The following is a 26,960-nucleotide window of genomic DNA, read 5'->3' as shown; positions in this document are numbered from 1 at the left end:
ACATTAAATAAGAATAGGCCAGCTTTATTCAGACCTTGGTACGTGCTATGATTAACAGAGTAGTTATTGTTGTATACCGGACAGGAGGAAAGGCAGTGGGGACAGAGGAATATAGTACCGGCAGTGCCGGACTGGCGAAGCAATTGCGATGCAGTGATGCAATATATGGCAATGGTGTACGTTATCGCCTGCCGACAGAAAATGGAGACAGTTGGTTAATTGATATGTGCCCTAAGCCTGGTTTGGCTTTTACCGATGCGTATGTTACTCTTACGGATAAAATTACCCGGAAATATGAGATGGCGCAGCCTGGTATATGGATATGGTCGCTGGCGAGTGGTGAAGTCAGTATTGTAGAACAAGGGAAGAAACCGTGGCGGTTGGCATCGGGAATTAACGTGTTGATCAATCGGGGGAAGCCGTTTGAAATTATATATGGAGCAAGCCAGCCATTATGGTGGACAAGTATGCTGCTAAGCAATGATTGCCGAGAACAGTATTTTCAGGCGCATTCGGAGGAGCAATCGATCGTTTTATCCTGTTTAAAGGGAGGGAAGACATCGATGTACAACACACCGGACATGGTAATGGCTTTTGAACAGGTTAAATATGCGATACGCAGTGCATTTGATACGGCACTGCCGTTATTCTATTACGAGTGCAAAATGGGAGAAATATTGGCGTTTATTTTGCGTATAAGTCAAAATGAAACCTATTGGAAAACCTATTTGGAAAGAAGTCGTAATCAAAGTCACATGACCTATCAAAACCGAAAATATATCTGGCGGGTTAAAAACGTATTGGACGAGGATATTTTGAGGCCGCCTACGTTAGAACAGTTGACGGTAGTTGCCGGCATGGGAGAAAGCAGATTGCGTCGCTATTTTAGGCAGTGGTACGGAATTACAATTGCTGACTATATTCGGCAGGGGAAGTTGCAGTATGCCTTACGTTTATTGTCTCATGACGAAATGAGTATAAGTAATATTGCCGCAGTCGTGGGATATGAGAGTGCCAGTAAGTTTAGTGCCGCATTTAAAAAAGTTTATCAGGTTACGCCCAGTGAAGTCCGCAAATCGTTTCAAATATGATAGCAGAACACACTGTCGGTTGTGAAAGAGATGAGAAAGGAGATGGACTGTGCAAACGGGAGAGTATTTGACGGGCAATGCCGGTTTAGCAAAGCAGTTCGGCTGCAGTACAAAGAATTTTGGTAATGGTGTGGTTTATTCGTTTCCGCCTGAAAACGGCAATAGTTGGCTGGTAGATATTCATCCGTCGCCGGGTTTATTCTTTACGAATGCTTATTTTACCCTAAAGGAAACGGTGATCAGAGAATATAGCATGGAACATTCCGCATTGTGGATATTGTCGGTGGCTTACGGAGAGATCACCGTAATTGAGAAAGGGAAAAAGGCGCGTACGCTGACGCAGGGAATTCATTTGCTTATCTGCCAGGATAAGCCGTTTAAAATGATCTATGGGACTTCACAATCTGTACGGTACACGGGAATGTTAGTATTTGACGACTGCTTGCAACGTTATTTGCAGGCACATCCATTGGAATCACCATTTACCTTGATCGAAGCTGCCGGTTGGGATCCAGTCCAATATAATACGCCAGATATTGTCATGGTTTTTGAACAGTTGACGTATGCAATTCGTAATGCGATCGCTCCGCTGCCATTCATGTATTATGAAAGTAAAATGGGTGAACTAATAGGACTGATCTTGCGCAATACACGGGTTCCAAATTTTTGGGGAAGCTATTTGCAAAAAAGCCATAATCAAAAGCATTTAACCTACCAAAATAAAAAGTATATTTGGAAAGTTAAGGCTGAACTCGACAAAGATATTTTGCATCCGCCGTCGATGGAAGCACTTTCTGCTATTGCCGAGATGGGCGCAACGAAACTGCGGCAGTGCTTTAAGTTATGGTACGGAATTACGATTGCCGGCTATATCAGGCAGCAGAAGTTAAAGTATGCGCTTAGACTGTTGTCTGATGATGACAGAAGTATCAGCAATATTGCAGTGATTGTTGGATACGAGAGTGCCAGTAAATTTGCGCTGGCGTTCAAAAAAATGTACCATGTCAGTCCCAGTGAGGTTAGAAGGTCATTTCTAATTTAGAGGTAGATACAGTTTTTAAGTATTTTAAAGGTTTGCTATCTGGATTTTTTTGCTGGTTATAACAATGACCGAAAGACATTTATAGGTTTAATGTGATGCGCTGATAGGGGAGGTAGGAACCGTCTTTCCAATATGTATCATAGGATGAAAGTACGGCAGACTGTATGAAAACGTTAAAGACGCCAAATTTAAGTTCAAAATTTTAAGTTAATGTAAATTTCACATTATTAATTTATAAATATCTTATTTGAACATTAGAATGAGTTTTCACACAGTCTGACGGTTCTTTTGTCTATAATCTGTGTCAAATTTGGCAGCTTGGTTCTAATCCCAGTAAGGCGCCAAATCGTTGGCAAGCGGTTATAAAACATATAAGTGCCAACAGTTCTGAAATTTCGTTGTCTGTGAACACTTCTTTAAGTTTAATGAGTTCTTCGTTATCAATATGTGCTGTCTGGTTTGATAGAGTTGCAAAATGAATAGCCAATTGTGTCTTTGGATCCAGTATATTTTTTGAAGGCTTCCCTTTAGCCATGCAGTATTCGCAACCATTATAAAAAGCGAGTGTACGTCGAACCTCTTCTTTTAATTCCGCGGAGAATGTAGTGCTGGAAAAAATACATTCTTCCAGACGCGTCCAGTTTTCTAAAATATTTTTATTATACCCTAATAGTTGTTGAAATGGTGTAATACCTTCCTGTGAAAAAGAAATTATAGCCATAAGTTTCCTCCTTAAATTACGTATTGATTGACAAGTAAATTATAACAGATATAAAATAGAAATTGTATTTTATATGTTAAGTTATTATATGAAATATATTTTTATTGATACGTTTTTTTATAAAAGGAGTTTTAAATGAAAATAGATGAAATAGATATTCAAATTTTGTGTGAATTGCAAAAAGATAGTCGAATTTCTATCAGAGAGCTATCTAAACGGGTAAATCTTTCACCGCCTTCTGTCAGTGAAAGGGTAAGACGGCTTGAGGAAAAACAGATCATTGAAGGATACACAATACGTTTAAACAAAAATAAGTTAGGTTTTGTAATCAAGTGTATTATTGAAATTACAATGAGAGATGGGCAATATGAGAAATTTAAAAGTTTTATCAAAGAATATAAATACAGCGAATGCTGTTATCGAATTGCTGGGGATGTTTGTTTCATAGTTAAAATGACCGTTTCTTCTTTAGGCGATATTGAACAGTTTATCAACGCTGTATCCTCATACGCTATTACAAAGACATACGTTGTTTTTTCAGAAGTGGAGGTCAATCATAGTATAGATAAGTTCGTATAAATTAAGACGGATGGGAAATGGAATATCTGCAGTAATCTTGTTCTCATTTTAAATGAAAAAATATAACGCTGTATGTTAGGTTTTAATATGCATTGCTTCAAAAGAGCTGAAATATGAATATTGAACTGAAGTTTTTCAATGCCAAAGCTAAAATTTTGATTTTCAGCGAGGACGATTTCAATAATAAGTAGATGAAATACAAGAAATAAAATATAGGTAAAGTGACTGTGGCAGTCCTATGGACTGAGCAGAATAAAACCAGGTGATGCAAAAGAGTTTCTTCCTTTTGCATCACCTGGTTTTATGTATAGGATTTTTTTACTTCGATTTTGTAGTGCTTTAGTTTCCGGTAAAGTGTGCTCCGATCCATATGGAGAGCTGCGGCGGTTTTCGAGATATTCCCTTGTAGGCGCTGGAGCTCGGTCTGGATTTTTTCTGGTTCGTTTTCTGCGATAACGGCATTTGCAGGCGGTACCTGCTCGGATGGTTCCGTCGACTCACTGCGATCTTCCCAATAGTCGGCAAGGGCGGTCGCAGCGATGGAAAATTCTTTGGCAACGATGATGAGCCGTTCAATAAAATATCGAAGTTCACGGACATTGCCCGGCCAGGAATAGGAAAGGAGCATGCTTTCTGCGGATTTCTCAAGTTTATGCGGTCGTTGATGCTTGATCGCATAGTGTTGAAGAAAATGGCGTGCCAGGTAGATGATATCGCCGGTTCGCTGGCGCAAGGGCGGGATCGTCACCGTCAGGATTTTGAGCCGGTAGAAGAGGTCTTGCCGGAAAGCGCCTTCGGCAACGAGTTTTGGTAGTTTTTTGTTGGTGGCGGCAATGATGCGAACATCGATCGGAATATATTTATCGTCGCCCAAGCGCATGACTTGTCGTTCCTGTAAAACGCGCAGCAGACGGCTTTGCCCGTAGGGGGCCATTTCAGAAATTTCATCGAGGAAAATTGTTCCCCGGTGCGCCATTTCAAAAAGTCCCGGTTTGCCTTTGCGCCGAGCACCGGTGAAAGCGCCGTCAACATAGCCGAACAGTTCACTTTCCAAAAGATTCATTGGTAGAGCGGCACAGTTTATTGCGACAAAGGGGCCATTGGCACGCGGGCTGGCATTATGTATGCTTTGAGCGAAAAGTTCCTTGCCGGTGCCGGATTCCCCAAAAAGGAGCACAGTAGCATCGACGCTGGAAAATTCTCGGGCTTTTCTTTTTGCTTCGGAAATCTCCGGTGATCCGCCGCGGATATCATCGAAAACGTAGCGGGCAATAAATTTTTTCATCAATACTTCATTGCGGATTTTGATTTCCATTTCCTGAATTTGTGTGACATCTTGTGTTGTGATGGCAGCACCCGTAATTTTTTCGTTGACGATGATCGGCAGGAAATTGAAATTTATCCAGAACGGCCCGATTTTTAAGATTTTATCAATAATTTTTTTGCCGTTTTCGAGGCAATCATGGATGTAGGGAAAGCAGTCGTGCAGAATATGCTCCGGATGAATGAAGTCATCGATTCTTTTCCCGGAGAGTTCTTTTTGCGATTTCTGGAGAAAGCTTTCAGCGGCGTGATTGACAAATTGGAGTTTTCGATCGGTATTAACGCAGAGAATACCTTCTCGCATTGCGTTAATGATGGTACGGAATTCTTCGGTACGTTTTCGCTCACTGCTGCGGGCGAGCAGGACTTTTTCTGCCGAGCGAAAGGCTTCGCGTAGCGCGCAGTCTCCGGACTGTACAAGCTGGGTGACAAAACCGCGTGAAGCGGCATAGCGGACAGCTGTTGCACCGCCCATTAATATATCGGTACTGTCCGGGGAGAGGGTATCGATGGTTTTGCGAATGTCTTCGGAGGTGTTCAGTTCAAGGACATGCAGATCGATGTCGAGGATTTTGGACAGGCGGATGATGTCATTGGCCATATTGCCGAAGGCAAGATAGGTGAAGCGGGGGTGATCGAGGTTGACGGATTTTTTTGCTTCATAAATCGCTTGGGCAAGATCCTGCCCGGTAATCATGACTTCGATGATTGGGATAGTGAGATTTGCTTTTGAAAGCAGATAAGCAGTTCCGTAGCGGGAAATAATCGCATCGACATCTGAATGCGAAGCTTCTAATGTTTGGGCAAGGTTCACAGCGTCATTTAATTGTGAAGAATAAAAATCGGTGTCTTTATAACAATTGAGTTCGAGCGCGATTTGCTTGCTGTCTTCTAAAAACTTCATATCCGGAGCAATGAATGCAATTTTTGCCATTTGCACAATCCTTTCTGTGGTAACTTTTAATATCCTTATTTTACCATAAATCTTATAAATGTACGACAGATGATGCGGAAATTACAACAATTGTTGTTGTTGTTGTGCGTTGTTTTATAAACAGTAATCGATAAGCAGTTGATTTGAGGGGATGCTCTAGTTGGCATGAAAAATGCAATTAAGAAAGGCAGACAAAAAAATAAAAAAGATAAAAGCTATGGAGTTTGAGGAGAGCGGGTGAATGAATGGAAAATGAGCGACAAGTGATACCTCGTTGTATTAAGGTTTTCCCGCAGGATAATGTGGCTGTTGTCGCCAGTGAAGGCGGCCTGAAGCAAGGGACCATGGTTGAAAATATCCTTTTGCTGGATGATGTGCCGCAGGGACATAAAATTGCCCTGTGTCCGATTGCAAAGGGTGAGGCCGCGAGAGCAGCCAAAAGCAGCACCGCTTGAAAAAGAGTATACGTTTTTATCTGCGGTACGCAGCAACTGGCTTCCGGCATGCATTTACAGGTGTTTAGCACTGGCAGGGGAACGACGTACGGGCTGGCGCTGGCCCCGGTTATCAAGGTTTCGACGCATGATGAATTGAAGGAGCGTTGGAAAGATCTGATTGATGTGAATGCCGGACAGATTGTCAGTGGCGAAGCTTCAATTGAGGATGTAGGACAGGAAATCTTTGCATTTATTCTCGACTCGGCCAGTGGTAAAAAAGAAACCTGGGCAGAGCATTGGCAGCTCTATAATGATCTGTGCCTGTTTAATCCGGCACCGGTAACCTGATAAATAAAATAGAAGGTTGAAAAGGAGAGAACGCGTATGTTAGAAGTAAAAGGTGTTATACCGCCACTGATTACCCCGATAGATAAAAATGAAAGGTTGGATGAAGCTGGTTTGCGTCGCTTGATCAATTATGTCATCGATGGCGGTGTGCATGGAATTTTTGTCATTGGCAGCACTGGGGAGTTTTATGGTTTGAGCATAGAAGATAAAACACGTGCGGTGGAAATAGCGATGGAAGAAGTCAATGGCCGAGTTCCTGTTTATGTCGGTGCCAGTGCAATTACGACCAAAGAATGCATTCGGCTCGCCCAAATGGCGAAATCCTATGAAGCGGATGCGATTACTGTTTTGACACCGATGTTCATATCTCCGAATGAAAAGGAATTGTACGATCATTTTGTTGCGATTGCTAAAGCAGTAGATATCCCGAATGTCATCTATAATAATCCGGATCGGACGGGCGTGAATATGTCCGCCACTGTTGTAGAAAAACTTGCCGATATTGATAATATTATTGCGGCGAAAGATACCAGCGGCGATATGTCGCTTACAGCGGAATACATCCGCCGAAATCGGGGCAAAGATTTCTCTGTCATGGCCGGCAAAGATACGCTGATTTTATCCACTCTAGTTTACGGTGGTAAAGGCTGTGTGGCTGGAACTGCGAATGTTCTGCCGAAGTTGGTGGTAGAAATTTACGATAAATTCATGGCTGGAGATTTGGCTGGTGCGCTTGATGCACAATATCGGCTGACGCTGTTTAGAAATACTTATAACTTGGGAAGTTTCCCGATTGTACCGAAAGATGCCCTGAATATTTTGGGCGTTGATGTCGGGCATCCGATTCGTCCGATCCAGCATGTATCAGAAGAAAACCAAGAAAAAATACGCAATATTTTAAAAGAAGTTGGCGCGCTTAAGGATTGAGGAGGAAGATGGCATGAAAATTGGATTTATTGGTCTTGGCATTATGGGGAAACCGATGAGTAAGAATCTTATCAAGGCAGGGTATGAAGTAATCGTATCAAATCATAACCCAAAAGCAGCAAAAGAATTGGCAGCGCTTGGCGCAGAAGTTATGGAAACGCCGAAACAAATTGCAGCCGCAGCGGATATCATCATAACGATGCTGCCAAATTCTCCGCAGGTGAAAGAAGTTGCATTAGGAAAAGATGGCTTGATTGAAGGGGCGAAAAAGGGCAGTGTCCTCGTCGATATGAGTTCGATTGCACCGCTTGCCAGCCGTGAAGTTGCCGAAGCACTCGGAAAAGTGGGCATGGAAATGCTGGATGCACCGGTCAGCGGCGGTGAACCCAAAGCAATTGACGGAACAATTTCCGTCATGGTCGGCGGCAAACAGCAAATCTTTGACCAATATAAAGCTGTGCTGCAGGCAATGGCAGGTTCCGTTGTCCGCACGGGTGATATCGGCGCCGGCAATGCCACAAAACTTGCCAATCAGATCATCGTTGCCGTCAATATTGCCGGAATGAGTGAGGCTCTTGTTCTTGCGAGTAAGGTCGGCGTAGATCCGATGCTTGTCTATCAGGCGATTCGCGGTGGGCTGGCCGGCAGTACGGTACTGGATGCAAAAGCACCGTTGATTCTTGATCGGAAATTTGATCCGGGATTCCGTGTCAAATTACATATTAAGGATTTGCAGAATGTATTGGATACTTCTCATGAAGTCGGTGTAGCTTTGCCGATGACGGCTGGTATAATGGAAATTATGCAGGCACTCAAGACAGATGGACTTGGTGAAGAAGACCACTGTAGTGTGGTAAAATATTACGAAAAGCTTGCGCATATAGAAGTCAAGTAGTAAGCAGAGCCGGAAACGGCAGATTTTACAGAGCTGCCGTTTCTGCCTGCTTCTATGTTTAAAATAAATTGAAATTTCAGAAAGTTGAATATTGTGGAAATTTGCGACTCGTACCTTGACAAGGTACACAATACTTATCAGATATCTACTTAGAATAGAGTTGGAGGAAATAAGTATGATTTCAGAAAAAACGAAGACTCCGCAAGGCCTATCGATAGAGACTCCTGCGAGTGCAGCCATGACAAGACCAAACCCAAGGAAAAAAACAAATGTCCGCTGGCTGGTGGTCGCCATCCTTTTTATGTTGACAGCTGTAAATTATGCTGATCGGGCGACGCTTTCAATTGCCGGTTCGGCAATACAGAAAGAACTGGGCCTGAGTAGTATTCAGATGGGATATATCTTTTCTGCGTTTGGCTGGGCGTATGTTGTCGCACAGCTTCCTGGTGGCTGGCTCCTTGATCGATTCGGTTCCAAACGAGTTTATGCGTTTTGTCTTGTTTTTTGGTCTTTATCGGTTGCCTTGCAGGGCAGCGCTGTATTTTTTACCGGGGTTACTGCAGCGGCTGTTTTATTTGCTTTTCGTTATCTTATGGCTACCTTTGAAGCACCGTCTTTTCCGGCGAATGCCCGCATTGTAGCCGCTTGGTTTCCAAAACAGGAACGCGGTACGGCATCATCCATTTTTAATGCTGCGCAGTATTTTGCGACCGTTATCTTTGCGCCGCTCATGGGGTGGATTGTACATTCTTTTGGCTGGCATCATGTATTCGTCGTCATGGGAGCAACAGGGATTGTTATGCTTTTTTTCTGGCTGAAATTTATCTATGATCCCAAAGAGCATCCGATGGCAAATCAGGCTGAAGTCGATTATATCGAAGAAGGCGGCGGCCTTGTCAGCATGGATATGAAAAAAGACGGTGAAGCTAAAAAAACTGGTCCGAATTTAGCTTTGATCAAGCAATTGCTTACCAACCGTATGTTTATTGGTATCTATCTGGCACAGTACTGTATCAATGCGTTAACGTTCTTCTTCATCAGCTGGTTTCCGGTGTATCTTGTGCAGGCGAGAGGTATGGATATCCTGCATGCAGGGTTTGCGGCAGCAATTCCGGCACTTTGTGGTTTTGGCGGCGGGATTGCCGGTGGGGTATTTTCTGATTTTCTGCTACATCGGGGGTATTCTTTATCAGTGGCAAGAAAACTGCCAATTGTTGCCGGTATGCTGCTCAGTATGGCGATGATCGGCTGCAATTATGTAGATTCTATTGGGCTTGTTATCTTGTTTATGGCACTTTCCTTTTTTGGCAAAGCGTTTGGTGCGCTGGGCTGGGCTGTTGGTTCGGATACTTTTCCGCGGGAAATTGCCGGTCTGGCTGGCGGACTGTTTAATATGTGCGGTAATTTGTCGAGTATTACGACGCCAATTGCCATTGGCTATATTGTAGCAGTAACAGGGTCTTTTGAATGGGCGCTTGTCTTTACGGTTGTACATGGTTTGATTGCTGCTTTCAGCTATCTTTTCCTTGTTGGTGATATCCACCGGGTGGAATTGAAGAAAGTAAATTAAAATAAAAAAAGAGGTGCATTTTGGATGACGATGCCAGTTGTAACAAAAATGGATGTTATTCCGGTAGCAGGTCATGATAGTATGCTACTCAATCTTTGTGGAGCACATGCGCCGATATTTACCCGCAATCTAGTTATCTTGAAAGACAGTGCCGGGCATACCGGTGTTGGGGAAGTACCTGGCGGTGAAGGTATTCGTCAGACACTGGAACGATCAACGGAGCTGGTGGTGGGGAAAGAAATCGGACGTTATCGTGATATTTTGCGTGATATTCGTCAAATCGTTCTGGGCGAAGGTAGTAATCAGGCAAAAAATATCGTGCACAAAGTAACTTCCGAATCCGAGGCAGCTGTACTGAAACAGCCGCATGAAATCAATCTGCGGACGGATAATGTAATCACGGCAATTGAAGCGGCGCTGCTTGATCTTTTGGGAAAATATATGGAGATGCCCGTTGTGGATCTTTTGGGAGATGGACGCCATCGAGATGAAGTGCGGATGCTGGGGTATCTTTTCTATGTTGGTGATCAAAATAAAACGGATTTATCCTATCTTTGTGAAGCCGATAGCCAAGATGAATGGTACCGCGTTCGTCATGAGGAAGCGTTGACACCGGAACATATTGTTCGTCAGGCACAAGCTGCTGCGGCAAAATACGGATTTAAAGATTTTAAATTAAAAGGTGGTGTGATGAGCGGGGAAGCGGAAATTGAAGCTATCGCTGCACTGAAAAAGGCTTTCCCGAGCGCCAGAATCACGCTTGATCCAAATGGTGCTTGGCTGCTTGAGGATGCAATCCGCTTGTGTAAAGGCCGCTCAGATATTTTGGCCTATGCAGAAGATCCCTGCGGGCCGGAACCGGGCTACTCCGGACGTGAAATCATGGCAGAGTTTCGGCGGGCAACGGGTTTGCCGACAGCAACGAATATGATTGCGACCGACTGGCGTCAGCTGGGGCCTACCATAGCTTTGCAGGCTGTGGATATACCGCTGGCAGATCCACATTTTTGGACGATGCAGGGAACCGTCCGTGTGGCGCAGATCTGCCATGAATGGGGACTGACTTGGGGGTCGCATTCTAACAATCATTTTGATATATCGCTGGCGATGTTTACGCATGCCGCGGCTGCAGCGCCCGGTGAAATCACGGCGATTGATACACATTGGATATGGCAGGAAGGTGCGCAGCATTTGACGAAGAACCCGCTGCAGCTGGAAAACGGCGTTGTCAAAGTACCGGAGGCACCGGGACTTGGCATTGAAATCGATATGGATGCGGTGGAAAAAGCCTATGCATTGTATCAGAAATATGGAAAAGGTGCCAGAAATGATGCAATGGCGATGCAATATCTGGTTCCCGGCTGGAAGTATGATCCAAAAAAAGCAGCATTTACGCATACCATCTGAAAAATAGAAGCAAAAAAGGAGCGTTGTATCATGGATATCAATCGTAAAGAAAGCTCACCGATGATAAAAGATATGAAAGTGATTCCGGTTGCTGGTCGTGACAGCATGTTGCTCAATCTCAGTGGTGCGCATGGTGTTTTCTTCACCCGGAATGTTGTGATCTTGACGGATAGTGCGGGGCATACCGGAGCTGGAGAGGTTCCGGGCGGTGAAAAAATTCGCAAGACACTGGAAGATGCAAGAGAATTGGTTGTTGGGCGTCCAATTGCCATTTATAATCATATCTTAAATGATGTTCGGGAAGCCTTTAAGGATCGCGATGACGGCGGGCGCGGATTGCAGACCTTTGATCTGCGGACAATGATTCATGCAGTTACCGCGATTGAAGCCGCTTGTCTTGATTTATTAGGAAAATATCTCGGTGTTCCGGCAGCCGAGTTGTTAGGTACCGGTCGGCAACGTGACGAAGTAGAATTTTTGGGCTACCTTTTCTATGTTGGTGATCGCAAAAAGACAGATTTGCCGTATTTTAGCGAAGAACATGAAAAAGATGCTTGGCTGCGTCTACGGCATGAAGAAGCGCTGACGCCGGAAGCTGTTGTAGAACTGGCACAGGCATCCTATGAACGTTATGGATTTAAAAATTTTAAATTAAAAGGTGGTGTTTTATCCGGAGATGAAGAAATTGAAGCGGTAACCGCTTTGAAAAAAGCTTTTCCGGATGCCAGAATAACGCTGGACCCTAACGGTGCCTGGACTTTGGAGGAGGCTATCCGTCTTTGTAAGAACAAAACCGATGTCTTAACTTATGCGGAAGATCCTTGTGGTGCGGAAAATGGTTATTCCGGCCGGGAAATCATGGCGGAATTCAGAAAGGCAACGGGGCTGCCGACTGCAACGAATATGATCGCAACGGATTGGCGGCAGATGGGACATTCGATGGTTTTGCATTCGGTTGATATCCCACTGGCGGATCCACATTTCTGGACGATGCAGGGAGCGATACGCGTAGCACAGCTCTGCAATGCATGGGGGCTGACGTGGGGCGCACATTCTAACAATCATTTTGATATATCGCTGGCTATGGTTGCACAGTGCGGGGCGGCAGCACCCGGTGATATCACAGCGCTGGATACGCATTGGATTTGGCAGGAAAACACGGAACGTCTGACCAAAGAACCAATGCCGATTGTCAATGGCAAGATCAAAGTGACGGAGCAGCCGGGTCTTGGCATTGAGATCGATATGGCAAGAATTGAAGCGGCACATGATTTTTATTTGAAACATAACCTTGGGGCGCGTGATGATGCCAGAGCTATGCAATGTTTAATCCCGGGCTGGAAGTTTGATCCGAAGCGTCCTTGCCTCGTCCGTTGATAAAAACCAAAAGATGAATGCATGATTCTTTCTATCTAATATTTATGAATAAGGATATAAATTTGCTCTGGGCAACTTCTAAGGAATTAGATTGTTGTTCAGAGTTTTTTATTGTAAGGATATAAAGAAGGGGATTGTGTACATTACATAACGTTTTTTGCAGACTCTGCAACAGATATTGTAAAAGGATTTGTAGAAAATGCGGCATGCTATCTGAGGGGTGTATAGGAAAAATTGTTGATAGCGTATAATTTAGATGCTTTTGTTGAAACTGATGATGAGATGAAAAGCTGGAAGCATAAATTTTCAATTGTAAAATTTAATAGACAATCCAGTATGATAATTTTTCAGCGGATTCAAAGCGACGGAGCAGTGAATTTCGCAAAATAACACGTGAAAGCTTGTTTATTGGTGTAAAAAATTACATTGATTTAGCAGGAATTTTGTTTCTGTATGAGAATTTGTAAACTTAGTAAGAAGTTTAGTTTCTGATGAATCTAAAAATAAATTTATTTAAGGGGTGGTTATTTTGGAATATCGCGTAGAAAAAGACTCTATTGGAGAAATTAAGGTACCGGTCGATAAATTATGGGGCGCTCAAACACAACGCAGCTATGAAAATTTTCAAATTGGCACTGAAAAAATACCGATAGAATTGGTACATATTTTTGCCATTTTAAAATCTGCTGCCGCTCATGTGAATAAAGAATTAAAATTAATTGATGCTGTTCGTGCAGATGCGATTATAAAAGCGTGTGATGAAATAGAAGCTGGCAAACTGGATGCACATTTTCCTTTGGCGGTGTGGCAGACTGGAAGCGGAACACAGTTTAACATGAACGCGAATGAAGTGATTGCCCATCGGGCAATGCAAATCCTAGCAGAAGAGGGAAATCCTATCGATATTCATCCGAACGATCACGTTAACCGTTCGCAAAGTTCAAATGATATATTTCCAACGTCACTTCATGTTGTTGGTTTGACGCTAATCAAAAAGAATTTGTTTCCAGCGATTGATGGCTTAATTACTACATTAGAAGCAAAGTCGTCAGCGTATATGGACGTTGTAAAAATAGGACGTACCCATCTCATGGATGCTACGCCGTTAACTTTGGGACAAGAAATCAGTGGCTGGGTAAGGATGTTAAAACGAAACAAAGAAATGCTGCTGGCCGGAGTCGAGTTTTTACGTGATTTAGCCATGGGGGGAACCGCTGTAGGTACCGGCATTAACACTCATCCGGAGTTTGCTGTAAAAGTTGCAGCTGAAATTAGTAAATTAACAAAGGAAAACTTTCAAACGGCGCCGAATAAATTTCAAGCTTTGTCCAGTAAAGATGAACTTGTTGCTGTGCATGGTTTGCTAAAAGCGCTAGCAGCTGATCTGATGAAGATAGCCAATGATGTACGTTGGCTGGCCAGCGGCCCGCGCTGTGGAATTGGTGAAATCACGATTCCGGCGAATGAACCTGGCAGCTCTATCATGCCGTCCAAAGTAAATCCAACGCAAGCAGAGGCACTCACGATGGTTGTCACCCAGGTTTTTGGCAATGATACAACCATCGGTTTTGCGGCTAGTCAAGGGAATTTCCAATTGAATGTATTTATGCCAGTTATCGCGTATAATCTGATCCAAAGCATAAGATTATTGAGTGATAGCATAAATTCATTTAATCATAACTGTGCTGTTGGCATCGAACCTAATTTGCAAACGATACACCATCATTTACATCAATCCCTTATTTTAGTTACCGGGTTAGTTCCTTTAATCGGCTATGATAAATCGGCTGAAATAGCCAAAAAAGCTGCCAAAGAGGGCATCACATTAAAAGAATCTGCATTAGCACTCGGGTACGTGAACGAAGCTGATTATGATCGTTACATGGATGTAAATCATCTGATAAAGCCTGAGTGATTGTTTAGCTGACAAATAAAATTTAGCATCAATAGAATTATTCCATTGATGTGCATAGAAAAGGCATAACTAGTATTTGTATCTGCTAGTTATGCCTTTTTCGTCAAAATCTAGCAAATGATGTATTCATCTGGTAGGTTTTTCTTTGATGATAGAGAAATATAATAAAATATGGAAAGAGGTGTGTTATGGTAAAAAAATGTGTGAGCTCAGTCTTGTGTTTAATGTTATGTTTTATTTTGCAAATTGGGTTTGCTAAGGAATATTTGCCTGAGGTCTTTGAGTATGTGCAAAATGATGGCACGGTTATTCTTTATGCAGGGAGAATTGGCGAAGATCCTGCCGTTGAATTTAATCGGATTTTTAAAGCAGATGGGGAACAATATAGTGCTCTGCGCATAGCTACCAGCCGAGCAAATAGTGAAAATATGAATGTAGATTTAATTTTGGATGGAACCAGTTATCCATTAACGATCATGGAAGAAGCGAGAAAGGATCCTTTACCTCCGGGATTGCAGGAAAAATGGTACAAGGTTTCAGTCGAATTGGAAGAGCAGTTGCAGAAGGTCCAGACCGCATCTGTTCGTATGCATTTGAGTAATGGAAAAATTGATAACAAAGATATCAAGCGTACTGCATTACAGTCGTTAAAATTTATTGCTTCTGTGCATGCAATAGATGATGCCAAGGAATATGTAAAAAGAGTCGATAAAGCGACAGAATTTAGAATTTTTATTCCGAATAAAAAGCCAGCAGATATTGCGCCAGCTTTAATTTATCAAGCAAATTATTATCCTTTAGGAAAATTCAGCAATAGCGATTATTATCATGCAAAGTTTTCAAATGATTGGACAACGGGATCATTTGAGGATACAAACCATATATATGAGACCTATATGTATCCCTATATATGGTCAGAATTAAAAGAAGAAAAAGATGGTACACTTGTAAGTTTAAATTTATTCAAAAAAATATATCATTACAGTACTGTGACGGATAAGTATACTGGTGTAAGCTATACGAGACTCAATTCTATAAACTATGAATCGATGAAACCGTCGGATAAATTACATAGTCAGGGGCAATATGAACTAAATATGTGGGCGTATTATTTAAGAAATGTATATACCGATTTATATGGGACATATTCCTATGGATTGAAATGGGACATGACGCCTAAAAATAATTCAACAGAGCAAGAAGGAAGAGCGAATTGGAGTACAGCGCCTTATTTTATCACATCCGTTGATCGAGATGATTTTAAAGAGTTGCATGATGTATCCGCAGGCGACCAGCTTGTTGCAATAAATGGGAAAGCAACTGAAGGAATGTATTTTTATCAAACCTTGATGGAAACGGAGTTTGCGGGACATCAAGTTGTGTTTACTTTACGTGACAAAGATGGTACTGAAAAAGAGATTACCATTACGCCTACTTTTATGCCTACAACAAAACAGATGAATTATTTGGAAATTCTTAATAAAGATAAACGTCAATTAAAATATGTAAATTTGTATGAAGGTTATCCTTATGATTATTTCAGAACCTATGATCCATTGGGACAAGGAGATATATAAGTCATTACTTGATTTCTTCCTTGCTCTTTGGCTTTATATAATGCTAAATCCGCTTGCTGGAGCAGGACTTCTTGCATGGTGTTTTCGGTAGGAATAATAGATGAGACGCCAATACTTACAGTAACCCACGAACAAATCTCAGAGGTCTCGTGAGAGAGCTTTAAGGATTCGATGCTTGAACGGAGTGTCTCTGCTAGATTTTTAGCTGCATCTAGTGTACATGAAGTCGCGCTTACGATAATTTCCTCACCGCCATAACGAGCAACAAAAGCATTGGGCAGTGTAGTTTTTTTTACTAATTCAGCAGCTACTTTTTTCAAGACCTCATCACCGTATGGATGCCCATAAGTATCATTTAATTTTTTAAAATAATCAATGTCTAATAAACAAATTGCAAGCGGCTTTTTATTTTGCAGGCAGTATAGCCAGTTTTCTTGTAATTTTTCTTGAAAATATCGCCGATTGTATAGTCTAGTGAGCGCATCAATGTTTGAAAGCTGAAAAAGTTGATAATCTTTTGCATACATTGTATCTGCATAATAAATTCCGATCAAATTTACAAAGAACAGTCCCATATATAAAGTGCTAAATCCAAGAATTTGCGGGGACGTTTTATAAAACATATAGATGCAGGCTAATGAAACACTGAATATGATGGGAGGGAGAATGCGGAGTATCCGTTTATATTGAGGAATGATTAAATACATGGAAAGAATCACGGGAATTTCGATAACTGAGGTGAGGTAATACGTCTGAGGACGGTTTAGGTTTGAGAAAATAGCGATGAAAACAATGCATAGCTCCCAGATGAAAACATATTTCGCATAATGCGGGTGTGCTTGTTTGTTTAGATTGTTTACAAGCCATAATGCGAAAAGCAGTGAGATCAGAAGGGTGGCTCCTTTAAAATTATATAAGCAAAGTTTGGTAAATTTATTTATTGCAGATTGCTCATGGGATATTAGCATGAAGTCATGCCACAACCCTAAAATTGTCATACCCGAAATCATTCCGATATAAAGAAGGAGCAGTTTCACGTCTTTTTTCCAATGGCTATTATAGTAATCACAGTGATTGATTTGTGAAAAGGTATAAGGTGTATTTTGCAGCAATTTTGTGTTCCTCCATCTAAATTTGTTGTAGTTTGGGTAGGAAAAATGTGTAACGAAGTGGCGGAGATTTAGTGAACTTCGCAATGCTATCATTCTATATTTGGCTATTTAGTCAATTTATTCTTATAAAAGGCAAAAAGTCCTGCTGGGTGCAGTGATTTTGCTCAAAGGTAAAATTAAGCAATAGGACAGGAAGAACCGCCAGCGCATGTGAAAAATGGATGTCTACATATAATATGGAGAAGGGAAAGTTAGTTAATTATTACCAATTTAAATGTAGATGATGCGTCAATTTTGGTTTAAGCTTTAGATTGTTAAATAGAGGAAAATACATTATACTTTTCTTAGATCGTACAAAAGATAAAGCAGGAGATGAGTGATATGGCTTTAGATCTTTCGAATACGCTTGTGATTGGGATTTCTTCACGGGCTCTTTTTGACCTGGAAGAAGAAAATGAAATTTATGAAGGTCAAGGGCTGGAGGCATATTCAGCGTATCAAATAGAACATGAAAACGATGTATTAAAGCCAGGGGCGGGTTTCCCGCTTATTAAGGCTTTGCATAAATTGAACGCTTTAGTTGAAGGTAGAAGATTGACCGAAATCATCATTATGTCTAGAAATAGCGCGGATACAAGTCTGCGAATCTTTAACTCAATCGAACATTATGGATTAGATATTAGCCGTGCTGCACTTGTTGGTGGAAATTCAATAGCGCCTTATCTTGATGCTTTCAAAACAGATTTATTTTTATCTGCAAATGAAGAAGATGTGCAGAAAGCAATTAATGCGAACATCGCGGCTGGTCTAATTTGTACACAGAAAGATATGCAGTTCGATGAAACAGACGCTATAAAGCAGATAAAAATAGCTTTTGATGGTGATGCCGTCCTATTTTCTGATGAATCAGAGCGTATATACAAAAGTCAGGGACTGCCAGCATTTGCTGAACATGAAAAGGTAAATGCACAAAATCCTTTACCAGAGGGACCGTTTGCGAAACTTGTGAAAACGATCTCGTATCTGCAAGCAAACTTCGATCCTAAAGATGCTCCGATCCGAACTGCGCTTGTCACGGCAAGAAATGCACCTGCACCTGCACATGAACGCGTGATCAGAACCTTACGTGCATGGAATATTCGTATTGATGAAGTCTTCTTCCTGGGCGGGATCGAAAAGGGTGAAGTGCTGAAGGCCTTTGGTGCAAATATATTCTTTGATGATCAGCCGATACATATTGATGCAGTATCAAAGATCGTGCCTTCGGCAAGAGTACCTTATAAACAGGCATAACATTCGTTCGTTGGCATAGTATGTTTGTAAGATTGTAAAGAAAAATCAGGCTCGTGAATGAATAGAGATTAAAATGAATTTTTATATAAATTGATAATAGATTTGGATGAAAAATTTTTTTGCATGCTAAATAAAATAAAAAGAGAATCATTACGTTTCATTGCGTAATGATTCTCTTTTTATTTTATAAGTTTAGCTTCGTTTTAAGATTATGAACGATGATAAAAGGCACAAGAAGTTAAGTGATCATTTACCATTCCGATGGCTTGCATAAATGCGTAAATTGTAGTGGTGCCAACGAACTTGAACCCACGTTTTTTCAGATCCTTGCTGATCGTATCGGAGAGCGGTGTACTCGCAGGGACCTCATCTATTCGCGTCCAAGCATTGATGACAGGGCGATGCTTGACATAAGACCACAAGTAATGATCGAATGAGCCGAATTCTTCACAGAGTTTAAAGTAGGCATTGGCATTAGTGATTACGGCGTTCACTTTCTGACGATTTCTAATGATTCCACTGTTTTGCAAAAGCATCTCGATCTTTTCATCATCATAGTGAATAAGGCGTGCAGGGTCAAAGGCATCGAAGGCGGCGCAAAGCGTGTCCATTTTTGCTAAAATGGTTGACCAGCTTAATCCAGCTTGTTTACTTTCTAAGATTAGGAATTTAAACAGTGTTCTATCATCATGAACTGGAATACCCCATACTGTATCATGATATTCTTCTTCCAGTTTGTTTTTTAATGCCCAATCACAGCGGATAATCTCATTTGTCATATCGCAAATCCTCCCAAATTTTAATAGCCAGACATAAAGAATGTGTATTTGAAAAATGTGTGTGTTCCTATTACTATAAAATATGAAGTTCATTTTGTCGATGTAATTTACCTCATTCATATAAAAAAGACAGCTCGAAAATTCAGCTGTCTCAAATGGAAATATTAAGATATAATAATAAAGGACGCAGCAGCAACTACGTCCTTATAACTGAATAGGAGGTGATACCGTGCAGTTAGAGATTGGCAAGTTCAAACCAGTAGTTTTTGCTAAATTCATTGCAGCACTTGCGATGAATTTAGCAGGTAGTCAACAACCTACTCAACCGAAACGTCCTGGAGAATCAGGGCGTTTTTAGTTTATATAGTATATGGTTATTATATGCGATTTTATTCGCAATGTAAATAAATCCGTGTAGGGTTTAAAGATAAAATGCTGTATATCCAAGAATTAAAGGGGTGAAATGAAATAAAACGCTAGAGAATCACCCGCTTTTTAGCGTTCTAACGCACGCCATTTGATACCTAAGTCCGGTGGTGTATATGCTTTCATTTGATCAATAAGGTGGTCGGGACTTTTATCGATCAACAGTAGCTGGACATTTGCCGGCTGCATAAATCCTTCTTGAATTGTTCGCTGTATCATATCAATCAAAGGATCAAAAAAGCAAGCTGTATTTAGGATACCAATCGGTTTTTGATGGATTTTTAGTTGTGCCCAACTAAGCATTTCAAATAATTCTTCGTAGGTTCCAACTCCGCCGGGCAATGCAATAAAGCCATCGGCTAAATCGCCCATTTTATGCTTTCTTTCATGCATATCCTTGACTTCAATAAGTTCGGTAAGATTTTCATGAATAATTTCTTTTGGAAAAAGACCTTTAGGCGTTATGCCGATCACTTCTCCGCTACTTGCAAGTACTTGGTTTGCCAGTTCACCCATTAATCCTACTTTGGAGCCGCCGTAGATGAGTGAAATTTTGTTTTGCACTAAGATTTTACCCAATTGTATTGCACAATTTTTATATTCAGGTCTGTTTCCTAGATTAGACCCTGCGTATACACAGATTCTTTTCAATCATGAACCTCCTAATAATCATTAAAATTTTTGTATCATATAAACGCCGAGGATGAGAAATAGGATTCCGAGCATTCTCTGTGGTGTAAGGAGATGAATCTCATTGCCTAAAAATCCGAAATGATCAAATAGAACGGACAGCATAATTTGCCCGCAAATTACTAAGCTAAACATATTTGCAAAACCGATTTTTGGGGAAACCAAAATTGTAACAAAGATGTAAAAAGCGCCTAGCAGTCCGCCTATCAGCATCCACCAGCGAATCCCTTTCAACATCGCCGTACCATCGACAAGTGGATAAGTACCGCTTAACAATGAAGAAAACAGCAATCCCAGACCAATTGTACCAACAAGAAAACTGATAAAAGAAGAAAAAATAGGATCACCAACGATCGTGCGAAGTTGTCCATTGAATCCTACTTGTAATGTCAGAGCCATTCCGGCAATCAGTGCAAGAGAATAATAATAGAATAATGCCACATCTGTACCTCCTTTTAGTGTGTATATTGCACTTACTGGATTCCTAAATTATAATAAGTTATACTATATAAGTAAAATAGCTATTTTATATAGGAGGTATATTAAAATATTATATGTCAATTCATTTAGAACTTTATAGAATTTTTTATACAACTGCAAAAATGGGCAGCATTTCTAAAGCGGCAAAAGCATTATACACATCACAACCCGCGGTCAGTCAAGCCATTAAACAGCTTGAAAAAAAGCTGGGTGGTGAAGTATTTTATAGAAATGCAAAAGGGGTATCTCTGACGACTGAAGGGGAGGTCTTATATCGCTATATTGAACAGGGGTATAGTTTGATACAGACAGGGGAACAGAAATTTTCAGAACTTAAAAAAATGACGGCCGGACAACTGAGATTGGCAGTTTGCAGCGCGGTTTGCAAATATGCTGTATTAGAATATATCAGTCAATATAACGAGCGTTATCCCGATATTTATCTTCAAGTCAAAGACGAGTCCAGTAAAGAAATAGCCCGGTTGCTCAATATGGGGAAAATTGACCTGGGGATTATCAACCTAGACCATCTTGATCATGATCAATTTGAAATCATCAGTGCCTTAAACGTGCAGGATTGTTTTGTTGTTGGAGAACATTATAAGTTTTTATGTAATACACCGATCTCCGTTCATACACTTGCAAAAAATTATCCGCTGATTATGCTGCAAAAAGGAGGCAATACGAGAGCGTATATCGATGAATATTTCTTTTCGCAAGGCATTGAGTTGATGCCACAGATTGAATTAAGTAATTTGGATTTGATCGTTGCGTTTACGATCAAAGGGATGGGGGCAGCTTGTGTCATGGAAGAATACGTACAAAAAGAGCTGGAAAGCCAATCTCTGTATAAGCTAAAGCTGCAAGAGGAAATACCACTGCGGAAATTGGGGGTGGTTATCAAAAGAGATATGCCGCTTTCTACTGCGGCTCGCAATTTTATAGAATTGATGCACGGGTCTAATATCCAAGTTCCTGATTAACGATGATTACTTTTATTCTGTCTTTGACAAACTGGCCTGTTATTAAAACAAAATCATTGCAAATTCTTTCTTTATGTTTACAATCTGTGCAACGATTGAGTAAAGTGCAGGGGGGATTTTTCCCTAACCGTTTTGCATCTAAAGGAGCCGCGATCTGTCTGACTCTTTTGATCGCAGAATCCACATCAGGGGTGATCTTATTTGTGCCAACTACAATGATTACTTGTTTCGGTCCATAAAGTATAGGCGCTACACGGCTGCCGTTGCCATCAATATTGAAAATCTTTCCGTCGGCAGTTATGGCATTTGCTCCTGTAATAAAGGTATCAACACTAAAATTTTTCCGATAGAGTGCTTGCTTATCTTCTCGTGACAATGAAGGATCGAACTTATCTAAAAAGATAAGTTCTCGCTTTCTTAAAAAATCAAAAACATCCAATTGTTCAAGCGTAACAGAATCCCCACAGCCAACCGAGGTACCATCCTTAATGAAATCGAGCAATAAATTGCGTAATTCTTTTTTGTCATTTACGAAATAACCGGCAATATTATTTTGCTGAAAGCATTTGATCAATTTGGCAATGTCAAAATCCATCATCGTTCTCCTCCATAGCTTCGTGATAATGCACATCCATAAACTCTATCATATCAAAAATTGCAGTAGAGTGCTATTCGGAGTGTAAAGCGAGAAATTCCCCTTAAAGTTGTCAAGATGAGATACTTATGATACGATATTGAACAAATCATAATGAATGGAGAAAGATACATGAGTGATATGCCAAATTGCCCTAAATGTAATTCTGCGTATACTTACGAGGATAGAAGCTTGTTTGTTTGCCCAGAATGTGCACATGAATGGAGTGCAAATGATGTAAGTGGACAAGTTGATGAATTTATCGTAAAAGATGCGAACGGAAATGTTTTGCAAGACGGTGATGCTGTTATCATTGTAAAAGATCTTAAAGTAAAAGGTGCATCTTCCGCGTTAAAAGCTGGTACGAAAGTGAAAAAAATTCGCTTAGTATCAGATGGTGATCATAATATTGACTGCCAGATTGAAGGTTTTGGTGCAATGCAGCTAAAATCTGAATTCGTAAAAAAGGCGTAATTATATCTTTGCTTCATCCTTCGGAACGTAGTTTTCCAGGAGAGGCCAAGGCAGAAAAAGAAGGTGCCGCATTTTATTTATGCGACACCTTCTTTTAGATAATACACGAAGTATTTTGGTTATATTCCTCGCGAATATAACGGCGTTATAATGTTATACTTAAAATCAGCAGGTATGCTGTTTTCGATTAATTTGCTTGTAGTTTTCGAGTTGCTGTAAACTTTTAAAGCGATTACTTTTTTTTGTTCGCTATTAAAGCATACATTTGTGCTCAGCTGCAGATTATGTGCTTTTAATTGATCCGCAAAAGCTTTACCGGATTCGAGATTCTGCGATGTTACTTCATATACGAATAATTTATCTTTACCTAAGTAATTTAATATTTTAGGCGGAAGATAATTACCCAAAAACGTAGCTAAGAATATCGCTACATAGACATATTCACCAGTTTGCTGTGAAGCATATACGAAAAATACAACACTGAGAGAAGCACATATAGCAGCAGAAAAGTATTTATCTTTACATACAAATATTGTTTTGAAAACATTCAACGCGCAATCCACTAATTTGATAAAAAATAGTGGTATTAAGGATATTACGATACTAATTATTTTATCACCAACATTTCAATATTTAAGCATTCTTCATCACGTATAAAAAAAATGAACCCATCTCGCTAACAACTAAGCAAGTGACTTCATCCTAATAGCACCTATATAGTAAAGTAAAAAAAGCTTATTCAATTATATTATCTTATAAAGAGATGTTTGTCAATTGTTTTGTTTTTGTTAGCGATATCCAGCGTGCTTTACCTTTTACCTTGAATCTTTTATGATAAAGAAGAGTGGAATACTTTCTATACGATTCAATAGTGAATATATGTTGAAAAGATGCAAGATAAAAAATAGTTTTAATCTATGGAGGCGATAGTATGGCAAGATTAGTTGCTGGTGACAAAATGCCAAATTTTACATTTAATACAGCCTATGAAAACGGAAAAACAATAGAGTCTGTTCTGAAAAACAAGAAAAGAACGATTTTTTGGGTACTGCGATATATTGGATGCCCGACTTGTCGTTATGATGTTCATATGCTCGCTATGCGCTATCAAGAATTTCTCGATTTAAATACGCAAATTTTTGTTGTGATGCAGAGTGAACCGGTCAATGTGCGCAACGATTTGAAGGATACAAAATTGCCTTTTTCAATTATTTGTGATACAGCTATGGAAATTTATCATACGCTTGAAGTTCCTGCAACAGGCTCTAAAGAAGAACGGATGCCTAAGCTTTCCGCAGAAATTGCGAGGTTGGAGGAAAAGCGTAAAGAAGTTAAGGCATTGGGGTTTGTACATGGAAAGTATGAAGGCAATGAGCAACAGTTACCTGCTTTATTTTTAATAGAAGACGATTCCACAGTACGTTATGTTCATTACGCAAAGAATAGTATTGACATGCCTACCATTGATGAAGTTTTGGATTTATTAAAAAATAGCACCAAGTAAAATAGAGCTGCAGCTTTAACAATGATAAGTAAATTTTAATCATTTTATAGCTTATTTTTAAAGCTGGTTTTTTGTATAAAAAAACAGCTTTATGGTTAGTTTTGCTTGCAATCCCAAGGAAATGTAATATAATTAGGAATAGGTGGAAATTAAAAAAGTCGCCGTGTCCTGAGAGTGGTGGAGCACCCTTAGGCACGCGCAGGTGAATCGGCACCTACACGTAACAGCGAACTGTCTACGACGACAATTTATTATACCGTGCTTTTTCCTTGAAAACAAGGTAAGAGTGCGCTTCGTGTGATAGAGTTGAAGTTTTTGGCAGGAGCTTAACGTCAGCATGCAATAAAAGACGAAGCAGCGCGTGTGTAGGTTGGATAAACCCTCGCATGCGCTTTTTTAATTTCCCCTGAAACAAACTGCATGTTGGTTTCTTCTATCTGCGTGTCAGCAGTTAGAAGAAACCGCCTGCAGAATGAGGATGGGGGAATATAAATTGGGATCAGTAAACGGCAGTCATAAACTGGACCTAAAGATGCACACTGGCATGTGGCGGGACGGCATTCTCGCCGCATGCAACGGAAAAAATCGGCTCTATTCATATGGAATGAAATATAGTTTCCGAAGTTATAGGGAACTTATTAATGTATAAAACCTATAGGACGACGAAAGATACGATTATCGCCGCAGAGATTGAAACGGAAGATAGAACCTTTCAATTGCTGGCAGATTTGGATGGCGGGGAATATTTGCTTGTAAAACGAGAGCAAGAAACTGCAATCTACCATCTTTCGCCTGCCGGCTGTGTCAGAGAAATTGTAGACGATGTTTTATTCGAAGAATATAGAGCGATTACCTATGCAAAATTAGACAAGGAACTATTAGCGCAGGGAATTAAACCGAAAAAGTTTAATTTTTTAAAGAAATACTGGAGTTATGGGAAAGAAAATTAAAAAAATTTAAAAATAAAAAGGCTGATTGTCACAAAGTGAATTGTGGTGATCAGTCTTTTTTTACATGTGAATTGTTTCAATTAAATAAATGAAGCGGCTTGGAGTAGATGAAGCCAGAGTAAGCAGAGAAGCGATAAAAGAAGCGTAAGCGGAAATCCGATACGGAAATATTCTCTCGCATTGATTTGCACATGGTGTTTTTTGGCGATTTCAACAACGATGAGATTGGCGATGGAACCAAAAATGGTAAGGTTGCCAGCGAAGGTCGTAAACAAGGCGAGTGCTTGCCATTTGAGCGAGGCATCCTCCGGTTGGATGTAATATTGGAGTAACAGAACGGCAGGCACATTGCTGACGATATTGGATAGAAAAACGCTAATGAAGGCAAAAAAATTCAGATTCTGCATGAATGCTTCCGGCAGGTATGTATTCAACTTTGTCAGCAAACCGCTGGCTTCAATACCACCGACAATGATAAAGAGTCCGATAAAAATAATCAGCAGGTTGAAATCAATGCTGGTATAAATCTTGTTGGGCTTTACTCGCCGCGTAATCAGTAAAAAGGCTGCCCCTAAACTGGACAGAATCGCAATGTCAAATCCGGCGATATAAAAAAGGAGAACAAGTGCTAAAGTTGCGAGTGTTTTTATGGTCAAATACGGATGAAAGTAAATCTCATTTTGCGTGAAATTCTCCAATGTTCCGGTTAATTCAGATTTATATTTGTGGCAGATTAAGATGTAGATCAGTACTAAACCTACAACAGAAATCAAGCTAGCTGTTTTTAAATACGTAAAAAATGAAAGCTTTGATAGACTGCCGATGAGGATATTTTGCGGATTTCCTAGAAAAGTCAGTGCGCTGCCGACATTGGACGCCATTGCAAGACCCAATAAGTGTGGAATAGGCGGACAGCCTGCTTTGTTGCAAATAAATAACACCACAGGCGTGAAGAGTAAGCAGACAATATCATTAATTGCAAAAGCCGAGACAAATCCGCTGATAAAAATCACCGTACCAAGCAAGGCCTTGCGCGAGTGGACGTTCTGTAAAATAATTTGTCCGGTTTGCTCAAAAAAACCGGCTGTTTTGAGGTTCGCAACAATGACCATCATGGAGAATAAAATCACGATCGTGCGATGATCGATAGCCTTGATTGCCTGATCAAAAGATAAAATGCCAAATCCCATCATGGCAGCTGCACCGATAATCGCAGCTCCAGCACGGTCAACTCGAAATACAGGACTTTTTCCTATTGTAAAAACAATCAGCACAATGCCGAATAGGACGGCATTGATAATTTCAGCGTATAGTTGTGTCAATATCAATCACCTTGTATTCTATAAAATGCAGTATTCATTATTATAACAAAAGTAATTCCGGTGTGCTATACTTCTGGCGGTAAAGAAATGCTGGTGCAATATTTGTTTTAAGTTTGCAAAAAGACGGAATGGTTTACAAACTTACAAAAAAATGAGTCCAACCATAAAAA

General features: G+C 40.5%; 27 protein-coding genes. 18 read left to right on the top strand and 9 right to left on the bottom strand.

Annotated elements, in window-relative coordinates; genetic code table 11:
* Window positions 1-95 precede the first annotated feature (95 nt).
* Both BN6559_RS05140 and BN6559_RS05135 read left to right on the top strand, forming a co-directional pair.
* Window positions 96-1,091, top strand: coding sequence for a helix-turn-helix domain-containing protein (locus tag BN6559_RS05140; protein ID WP_110953741.1), 996 nt, complete (start codon window positions 96-98; stop codon window positions 1,089-1,091).
* A gap of 49 nt (window positions 1,092-1,140) precedes the next feature.
* Window positions 1,141-2,133, top strand: coding sequence for a helix-turn-helix domain-containing protein (locus tag BN6559_RS05135; protein ID WP_110953740.1), 993 nt, complete (start codon window positions 1,141-1,143; stop codon window positions 2,131-2,133).
* 304 nt (window positions 2,134-2,437) lie between these two features.
* On the opposite strand, the gene BN6559_RS05130 is transcribed toward BN6559_RS05135, so the two are convergent.
* Window positions 2,438-2,854 carry a carboxymuconolactone decarboxylase family protein gene (locus BN6559_RS05130; protein ID WP_110953739.1) on the bottom strand — a complete coding sequence of 139 codons (417 nt, stop codon included), beginning with the start codon at window positions 2,852-2,854 and terminating at the stop codon, window positions 2,438-2,440.
* 135 nt (window positions 2,855-2,989) lie between these two features.
* Here BN6559_RS05130 and BN6559_RS05125 point away from each other — a divergent pair, with 135 nt between their 5' ends.
* Window positions 2,990-3,433: an Lrp/AsnC family transcriptional regulator gene (locus tag BN6559_RS05125; protein ID WP_110953738.1), complete on the top strand. Its 444-nt coding sequence runs from the start codon at window positions 2,990-2,992 to the stop codon at window positions 3,431-3,433.
* A 301-nt stretch (window positions 3,434-3,734) separates the two neighbouring features.
* On the opposite strand, the gene BN6559_RS05120 is transcribed toward BN6559_RS05125, so the two are convergent.
* Entirely contained in the window at window positions 3,735-5,690 is a 1,956-nt protein-coding gene (locus BN6559_RS05120) for a sigma 54-interacting transcriptional regulator (RefSeq protein ID WP_110953737.1), read from the bottom strand.
* 245 nt (window positions 5,691-5,935) lie between these two features.
* Here BN6559_RS05120 and BN6559_RS05115 point away from each other — a divergent pair, with 245 nt between their 5' ends.
* The 9 genes from BN6559_RS05115 (at window position 5,936) to BN6559_RS05075 (ending at window position 16,143) form a co-directional block, all read left to right on the top strand.
* Window positions 5,936-6,145, top strand: coding sequence for a hypothetical protein (locus BN6559_RS05115; protein WP_110953736.1), 210 nt, complete (start codon window positions 5,936-5,938; stop codon window positions 6,143-6,145).
* Window positions 6,146-6,163: 18 nt separating this feature from the next.
* Window positions 6,164-6,475 carry a UxaA family hydrolase gene (locus BN6559_RS05110; protein WP_267886720.1) on the top strand — a complete coding sequence of 104 codons (312 nt, stop codon included), beginning with the start codon at window positions 6,164-6,166 and terminating at the stop codon, window positions 6,473-6,475.
* Window positions 6,476-6,511: 36 nt separating this feature from the next.
* Complete coding sequence (dapA, locus tag BN6559_RS05105; protein WP_110953734.1) at window positions 6,512-7,402, top strand: 4-hydroxy-tetrahydrodipicolinate synthase; 891 nt, start codon at window positions 6,512-6,514, stop codon at window positions 7,400-7,402.
* Window positions 7,403-7,415: 13 nt separating this feature from the next.
* Entirely contained in the window at window positions 7,416-8,297 is an 882-nt protein-coding gene (gene garR, locus BN6559_RS05100; protein ID WP_110953733.1) for a 2-hydroxy-3-oxopropionate reductase, read from the top strand.
* A 238-nt stretch (window positions 8,298-8,535) separates the two neighbouring features.
* Complete coding sequence (locus tag BN6559_RS05095) at window positions 8,536-9,867, top strand: MFS transporter (protein WP_110956276.1); 1,332 nt, start codon at window positions 8,536-8,538, stop codon at window positions 9,865-9,867.
* Between the two features lie 24 nt (window positions 9,868-9,891).
* Window positions 9,892-11,274: an enolase C-terminal domain-like protein gene (locus BN6559_RS05090; protein ID WP_110953732.1), complete on the top strand. Its 1,383-nt coding sequence runs from the start codon at window positions 9,892-9,894 to the stop codon at window positions 11,272-11,274.
* Between the two features lie 30 nt (window positions 11,275-11,304).
* Window positions 11,305-12,651: an enolase C-terminal domain-like protein gene (locus BN6559_RS05085; protein WP_110953731.1), complete on the top strand. Its 1,347-nt coding sequence runs from the start codon at window positions 11,305-11,307 to the stop codon at window positions 12,649-12,651.
* A 529-nt stretch (window positions 12,652-13,180) separates the two neighbouring features.
* The gene (fumC, locus tag BN6559_RS05080) at window positions 13,181-14,566 is read left to right on the top strand and encodes a class II fumarate hydratase (RefSeq protein ID WP_110953730.1); all 1,386 of its coding nucleotides are present in this window, start codon (window positions 13,181-13,183) and stop codon (window positions 14,564-14,566) included.
* Between the two features lie 188 nt (window positions 14,567-14,754).
* Window positions 14,755-16,143, top strand: a complete 1,389-nt coding sequence (locus tag BN6559_RS05075) for a hypothetical protein (RefSeq protein WP_110953729.1) — start codon at window positions 14,755-14,757, stop codon at window positions 16,141-16,143.
* On the opposite strand, the gene BN6559_RS05070 is transcribed toward BN6559_RS05075, so the two are convergent.
* Window positions 16,113-17,255 carry a GGDEF domain-containing protein gene (locus tag BN6559_RS05070; RefSeq protein ID WP_199883753.1) on the bottom strand — a complete coding sequence of 381 codons (1,143 nt, stop codon included), beginning with the start codon at window positions 17,253-17,255 and terminating at the stop codon, window positions 16,113-16,115. The two genes, BN6559_RS05075 and BN6559_RS05070, sit on opposite strands and share 31 nt — an antisense overlap.
* 381 nt (window positions 17,256-17,636) lie before the next feature.
* On the opposite strand from BN6559_RS05070, the gene BN6559_RS05065 reads away from it, so the two are divergent.
* Window positions 17,637-18,548, top strand: coding sequence for a 5'-nucleotidase (locus BN6559_RS05065; protein WP_110953727.1), 912 nt, complete (start codon window positions 17,637-17,639; stop codon window positions 18,546-18,548).
* Between the two features lie 209 nt (window positions 18,549-18,757).
* On the opposite strand, the gene BN6559_RS05060 is transcribed toward BN6559_RS05065, so the two are convergent.
* Window positions 18,758-19,327, bottom strand: a complete 570-nt coding sequence (locus BN6559_RS05060; protein WP_110953726.1) for a DNA-3-methyladenine glycosylase I — start codon at window positions 19,325-19,327, stop codon at window positions 18,758-18,760.
* 229 nt (window positions 19,328-19,556) lie between these two features.
* On the opposite strand from BN6559_RS05060, the gene BN6559_RS19630 reads away from it, so the two are divergent.
* Complete coding sequence (locus BN6559_RS19630) at window positions 19,557-19,685, top strand: hypothetical protein (RefSeq protein ID WP_267886702.1); 129 nt, start codon at window positions 19,557-19,559, stop codon at window positions 19,683-19,685.
* Between the two features lie 137 nt (window positions 19,686-19,822).
* On the opposite strand, the gene BN6559_RS05055 is transcribed toward BN6559_RS19630, so the two are convergent.
* Window positions 19,823-20,404, bottom strand: coding sequence for an LOG family protein (locus BN6559_RS05055; RefSeq protein WP_110953725.1), 582 nt, complete (start codon window positions 20,402-20,404; stop codon window positions 19,823-19,825).
* A 21-nt stretch (window positions 20,405-20,425) separates the two neighbouring features.
* Window positions 20,426-20,884 carry a DMT family transporter gene (locus BN6559_RS05050; protein WP_110953724.1) on the bottom strand — a complete coding sequence of 153 codons (459 nt, stop codon included), beginning with the start codon at window positions 20,882-20,884 and terminating at the stop codon, window positions 20,426-20,428.
* A 113-nt stretch (window positions 20,885-20,997) separates the two neighbouring features.
* On the opposite strand from BN6559_RS05050, the gene BN6559_RS05045 reads away from it, so the two are divergent.
* Window positions 20,998-21,906: a LysR family transcriptional regulator gene (locus BN6559_RS05045; protein ID WP_110953723.1), complete on the top strand. Its 909-nt coding sequence runs from the start codon at window positions 20,998-21,000 to the stop codon at window positions 21,904-21,906.
* On the opposite strand, the gene BN6559_RS05040 is transcribed toward BN6559_RS05045, so the two are convergent.
* A complete protein-coding gene (locus tag BN6559_RS05040; RefSeq protein ID WP_199883752.1) occupies window positions 21,884-22,504 on the bottom strand; it encodes a lactate utilization protein in 621 nt (206 codons plus the stop codon). The two genes, BN6559_RS05045 and BN6559_RS05040, sit on opposite strands and share 23 nt — an antisense overlap.
* 168 nt (window positions 22,505-22,672) lie before the next feature.
* Here BN6559_RS05040 and BN6559_RS05035 point away from each other — a divergent pair, with 168 nt between their 5' ends.
* A complete protein-coding gene (locus BN6559_RS05035) occupies window positions 22,673-23,014 on the top strand; it encodes a zinc ribbon domain-containing protein YjdM (RefSeq protein ID WP_110953722.1) in 342 nt (113 codons plus the stop codon).
* A 119-nt stretch (window positions 23,015-23,133) separates the two neighbouring features.
* Here the strand turns inward: BN6559_RS05035 and BN6559_RS05030 are convergent, their stop codons facing one another.
* Window positions 23,134-23,565 carry a hypothetical protein gene (locus BN6559_RS05030; RefSeq protein WP_110953721.1) on the bottom strand — a complete coding sequence of 144 codons (432 nt, stop codon included), beginning with the start codon at window positions 23,563-23,565 and terminating at the stop codon, window positions 23,134-23,136.
* Between the two features lie 380 nt (window positions 23,566-23,945).
* On the opposite strand from BN6559_RS05030, the gene BN6559_RS05025 reads away from it, so the two are divergent.
* Window positions 23,946-24,518 (top strand): redoxin family protein, encoded by a 573-nt coding sequence (locus tag BN6559_RS05025; RefSeq protein ID WP_110953720.1) that lies wholly within the window; start codon window positions 23,946-23,948, stop codon window positions 24,516-24,518.
* A 641-nt stretch (window positions 24,519-25,159) separates the two neighbouring features.
* Window positions 25,160-25,468, top strand: coding sequence for a hypothetical protein (locus BN6559_RS05020; protein WP_110953719.1), 309 nt, complete (start codon window positions 25,160-25,162; stop codon window positions 25,466-25,468).
* A gap of 80 nt (window positions 25,469-25,548) precedes the next feature.
* Here the strand turns inward: BN6559_RS05020 and BN6559_RS05015 are convergent, their stop codons facing one another.
* Window positions 25,549-26,790 carry an ArsB/NhaD family transporter gene (locus BN6559_RS05015; RefSeq protein WP_110953718.1) on the bottom strand — a complete coding sequence of 414 codons (1,242 nt, stop codon included), beginning with the start codon at window positions 26,788-26,790 and terminating at the stop codon, window positions 25,549-25,551.
* Between the last annotated feature and the right edge of the window lie 170 nt (window positions 26,791-26,960).

It is taken from the genome of Massilibacillus massiliensis, assembly GCF_900086705.1.
In the GTDB taxonomy this organism is placed as follows: domain Bacteria; phylum Bacillota; class Negativicutes; order FLKF01; family FLKF01; genus Massilibacillus; species Massilibacillus massiliensis.
Note: the sequence above shows the minus strand (reverse complement) of the source record. Positions and strands in the feature narration are given on the sequence as shown.

Excerpts from the sequence above, each read along its gene's own strand:
- BN6559_RS05130 (WP_110953739.1), bottom strand. The coding sequence starts at position 2,854 with ATGGCTATAATTTCTTTTTCACAGGAAGGTATTACACCATTTCAACAA.
- BN6559_RS05125 (WP_110953738.1), top strand. The coding sequence starts at position 2,990 with ATGAAAATAGATGAAATAGATATTCAAATTTTGTGTGAATTGCAAAAA.
- BN6559_RS05120 (WP_110953737.1), bottom strand. The coding sequence starts at position 5,690 with ATGGCAAAAATTGCATTCATTGCTCCGGATATGAAGTTTTTAGAAGAC.
- BN6559_RS05115 (WP_110953736.1), top strand. The coding sequence starts at position 5,936 with ATGGAAAATGAGCGACAAGTGATACCTCGTTGTATTAAGGTTTTCCCG.
- dapA (WP_110953734.1), top strand. The coding sequence starts at position 6,512 with ATGTTAGAAGTAAAAGGTGTTATACCGCCACTGATTACCCCGATAGAT.
- garR (WP_110953733.1), top strand. The coding sequence starts at position 7,416 with ATGAAAATTGGATTTATTGGTCTTGGCATTATGGGGAAACCGATGAGT.
- BN6559_RS05095 (WP_110956276.1), top strand. The coding sequence starts at position 8,536 with ATGACAAGACCAAACCCAAGGAAAAAAACAAATGTCCGCTGGCTGGTG.
- BN6559_RS05090 (WP_110953732.1), top strand. The coding sequence starts at position 9,892 with ATGACGATGCCAGTTGTAACAAAAATGGATGTTATTCCGGTAGCAGGT.
- BN6559_RS05085 (WP_110953731.1), top strand. The coding sequence starts at position 11,305 with ATGGATATCAATCGTAAAGAAAGCTCACCGATGATAAAAGATATGAAA.
- BN6559_RS05075 (WP_110953729.1), top strand. The coding sequence starts at position 14,755 with ATGGTAAAAAAATGTGTGAGCTCAGTCTTGTGTTTAATGTTATGTTTT.
- BN6559_RS05065 (WP_110953727.1), top strand. The coding sequence starts at position 17,637 with ATGGCTTTAGATCTTTCGAATACGCTTGTGATTGGGATTTCTTCACGG.
- BN6559_RS05060 (WP_110953726.1), bottom strand. The coding sequence starts at position 19,327 with ATGACAAATGAGATTATCCGCTGTGATTGGGCATTAAAAAACAAACTG.
- BN6559_RS05045 (WP_110953723.1), top strand. The coding sequence starts at position 20,998 with ATGTCAATTCATTTAGAACTTTATAGAATTTTTTATACAACTGCAAAA.
- BN6559_RS05040 (WP_199883752.1), bottom strand. The coding sequence starts at position 22,504 with ATGATGGATTTTGACATTGCCAAATTGATCAAATGCTTTCAGCAAAAT.
- BN6559_RS05035 (WP_110953722.1), top strand. The coding sequence starts at position 22,673 with ATGAGTGATATGCCAAATTGCCCTAAATGTAATTCTGCGTATACTTAC.
- BN6559_RS05025 (WP_110953720.1), top strand. The coding sequence starts at position 23,946 with ATGGCAAGATTAGTTGCTGGTGACAAAATGCCAAATTTTACATTTAAT.
- BN6559_RS05020 (WP_110953719.1), top strand. The coding sequence starts at position 25,160 with ATGTATAAAACCTATAGGACGACGAAAGATACGATTATCGCCGCAGAG.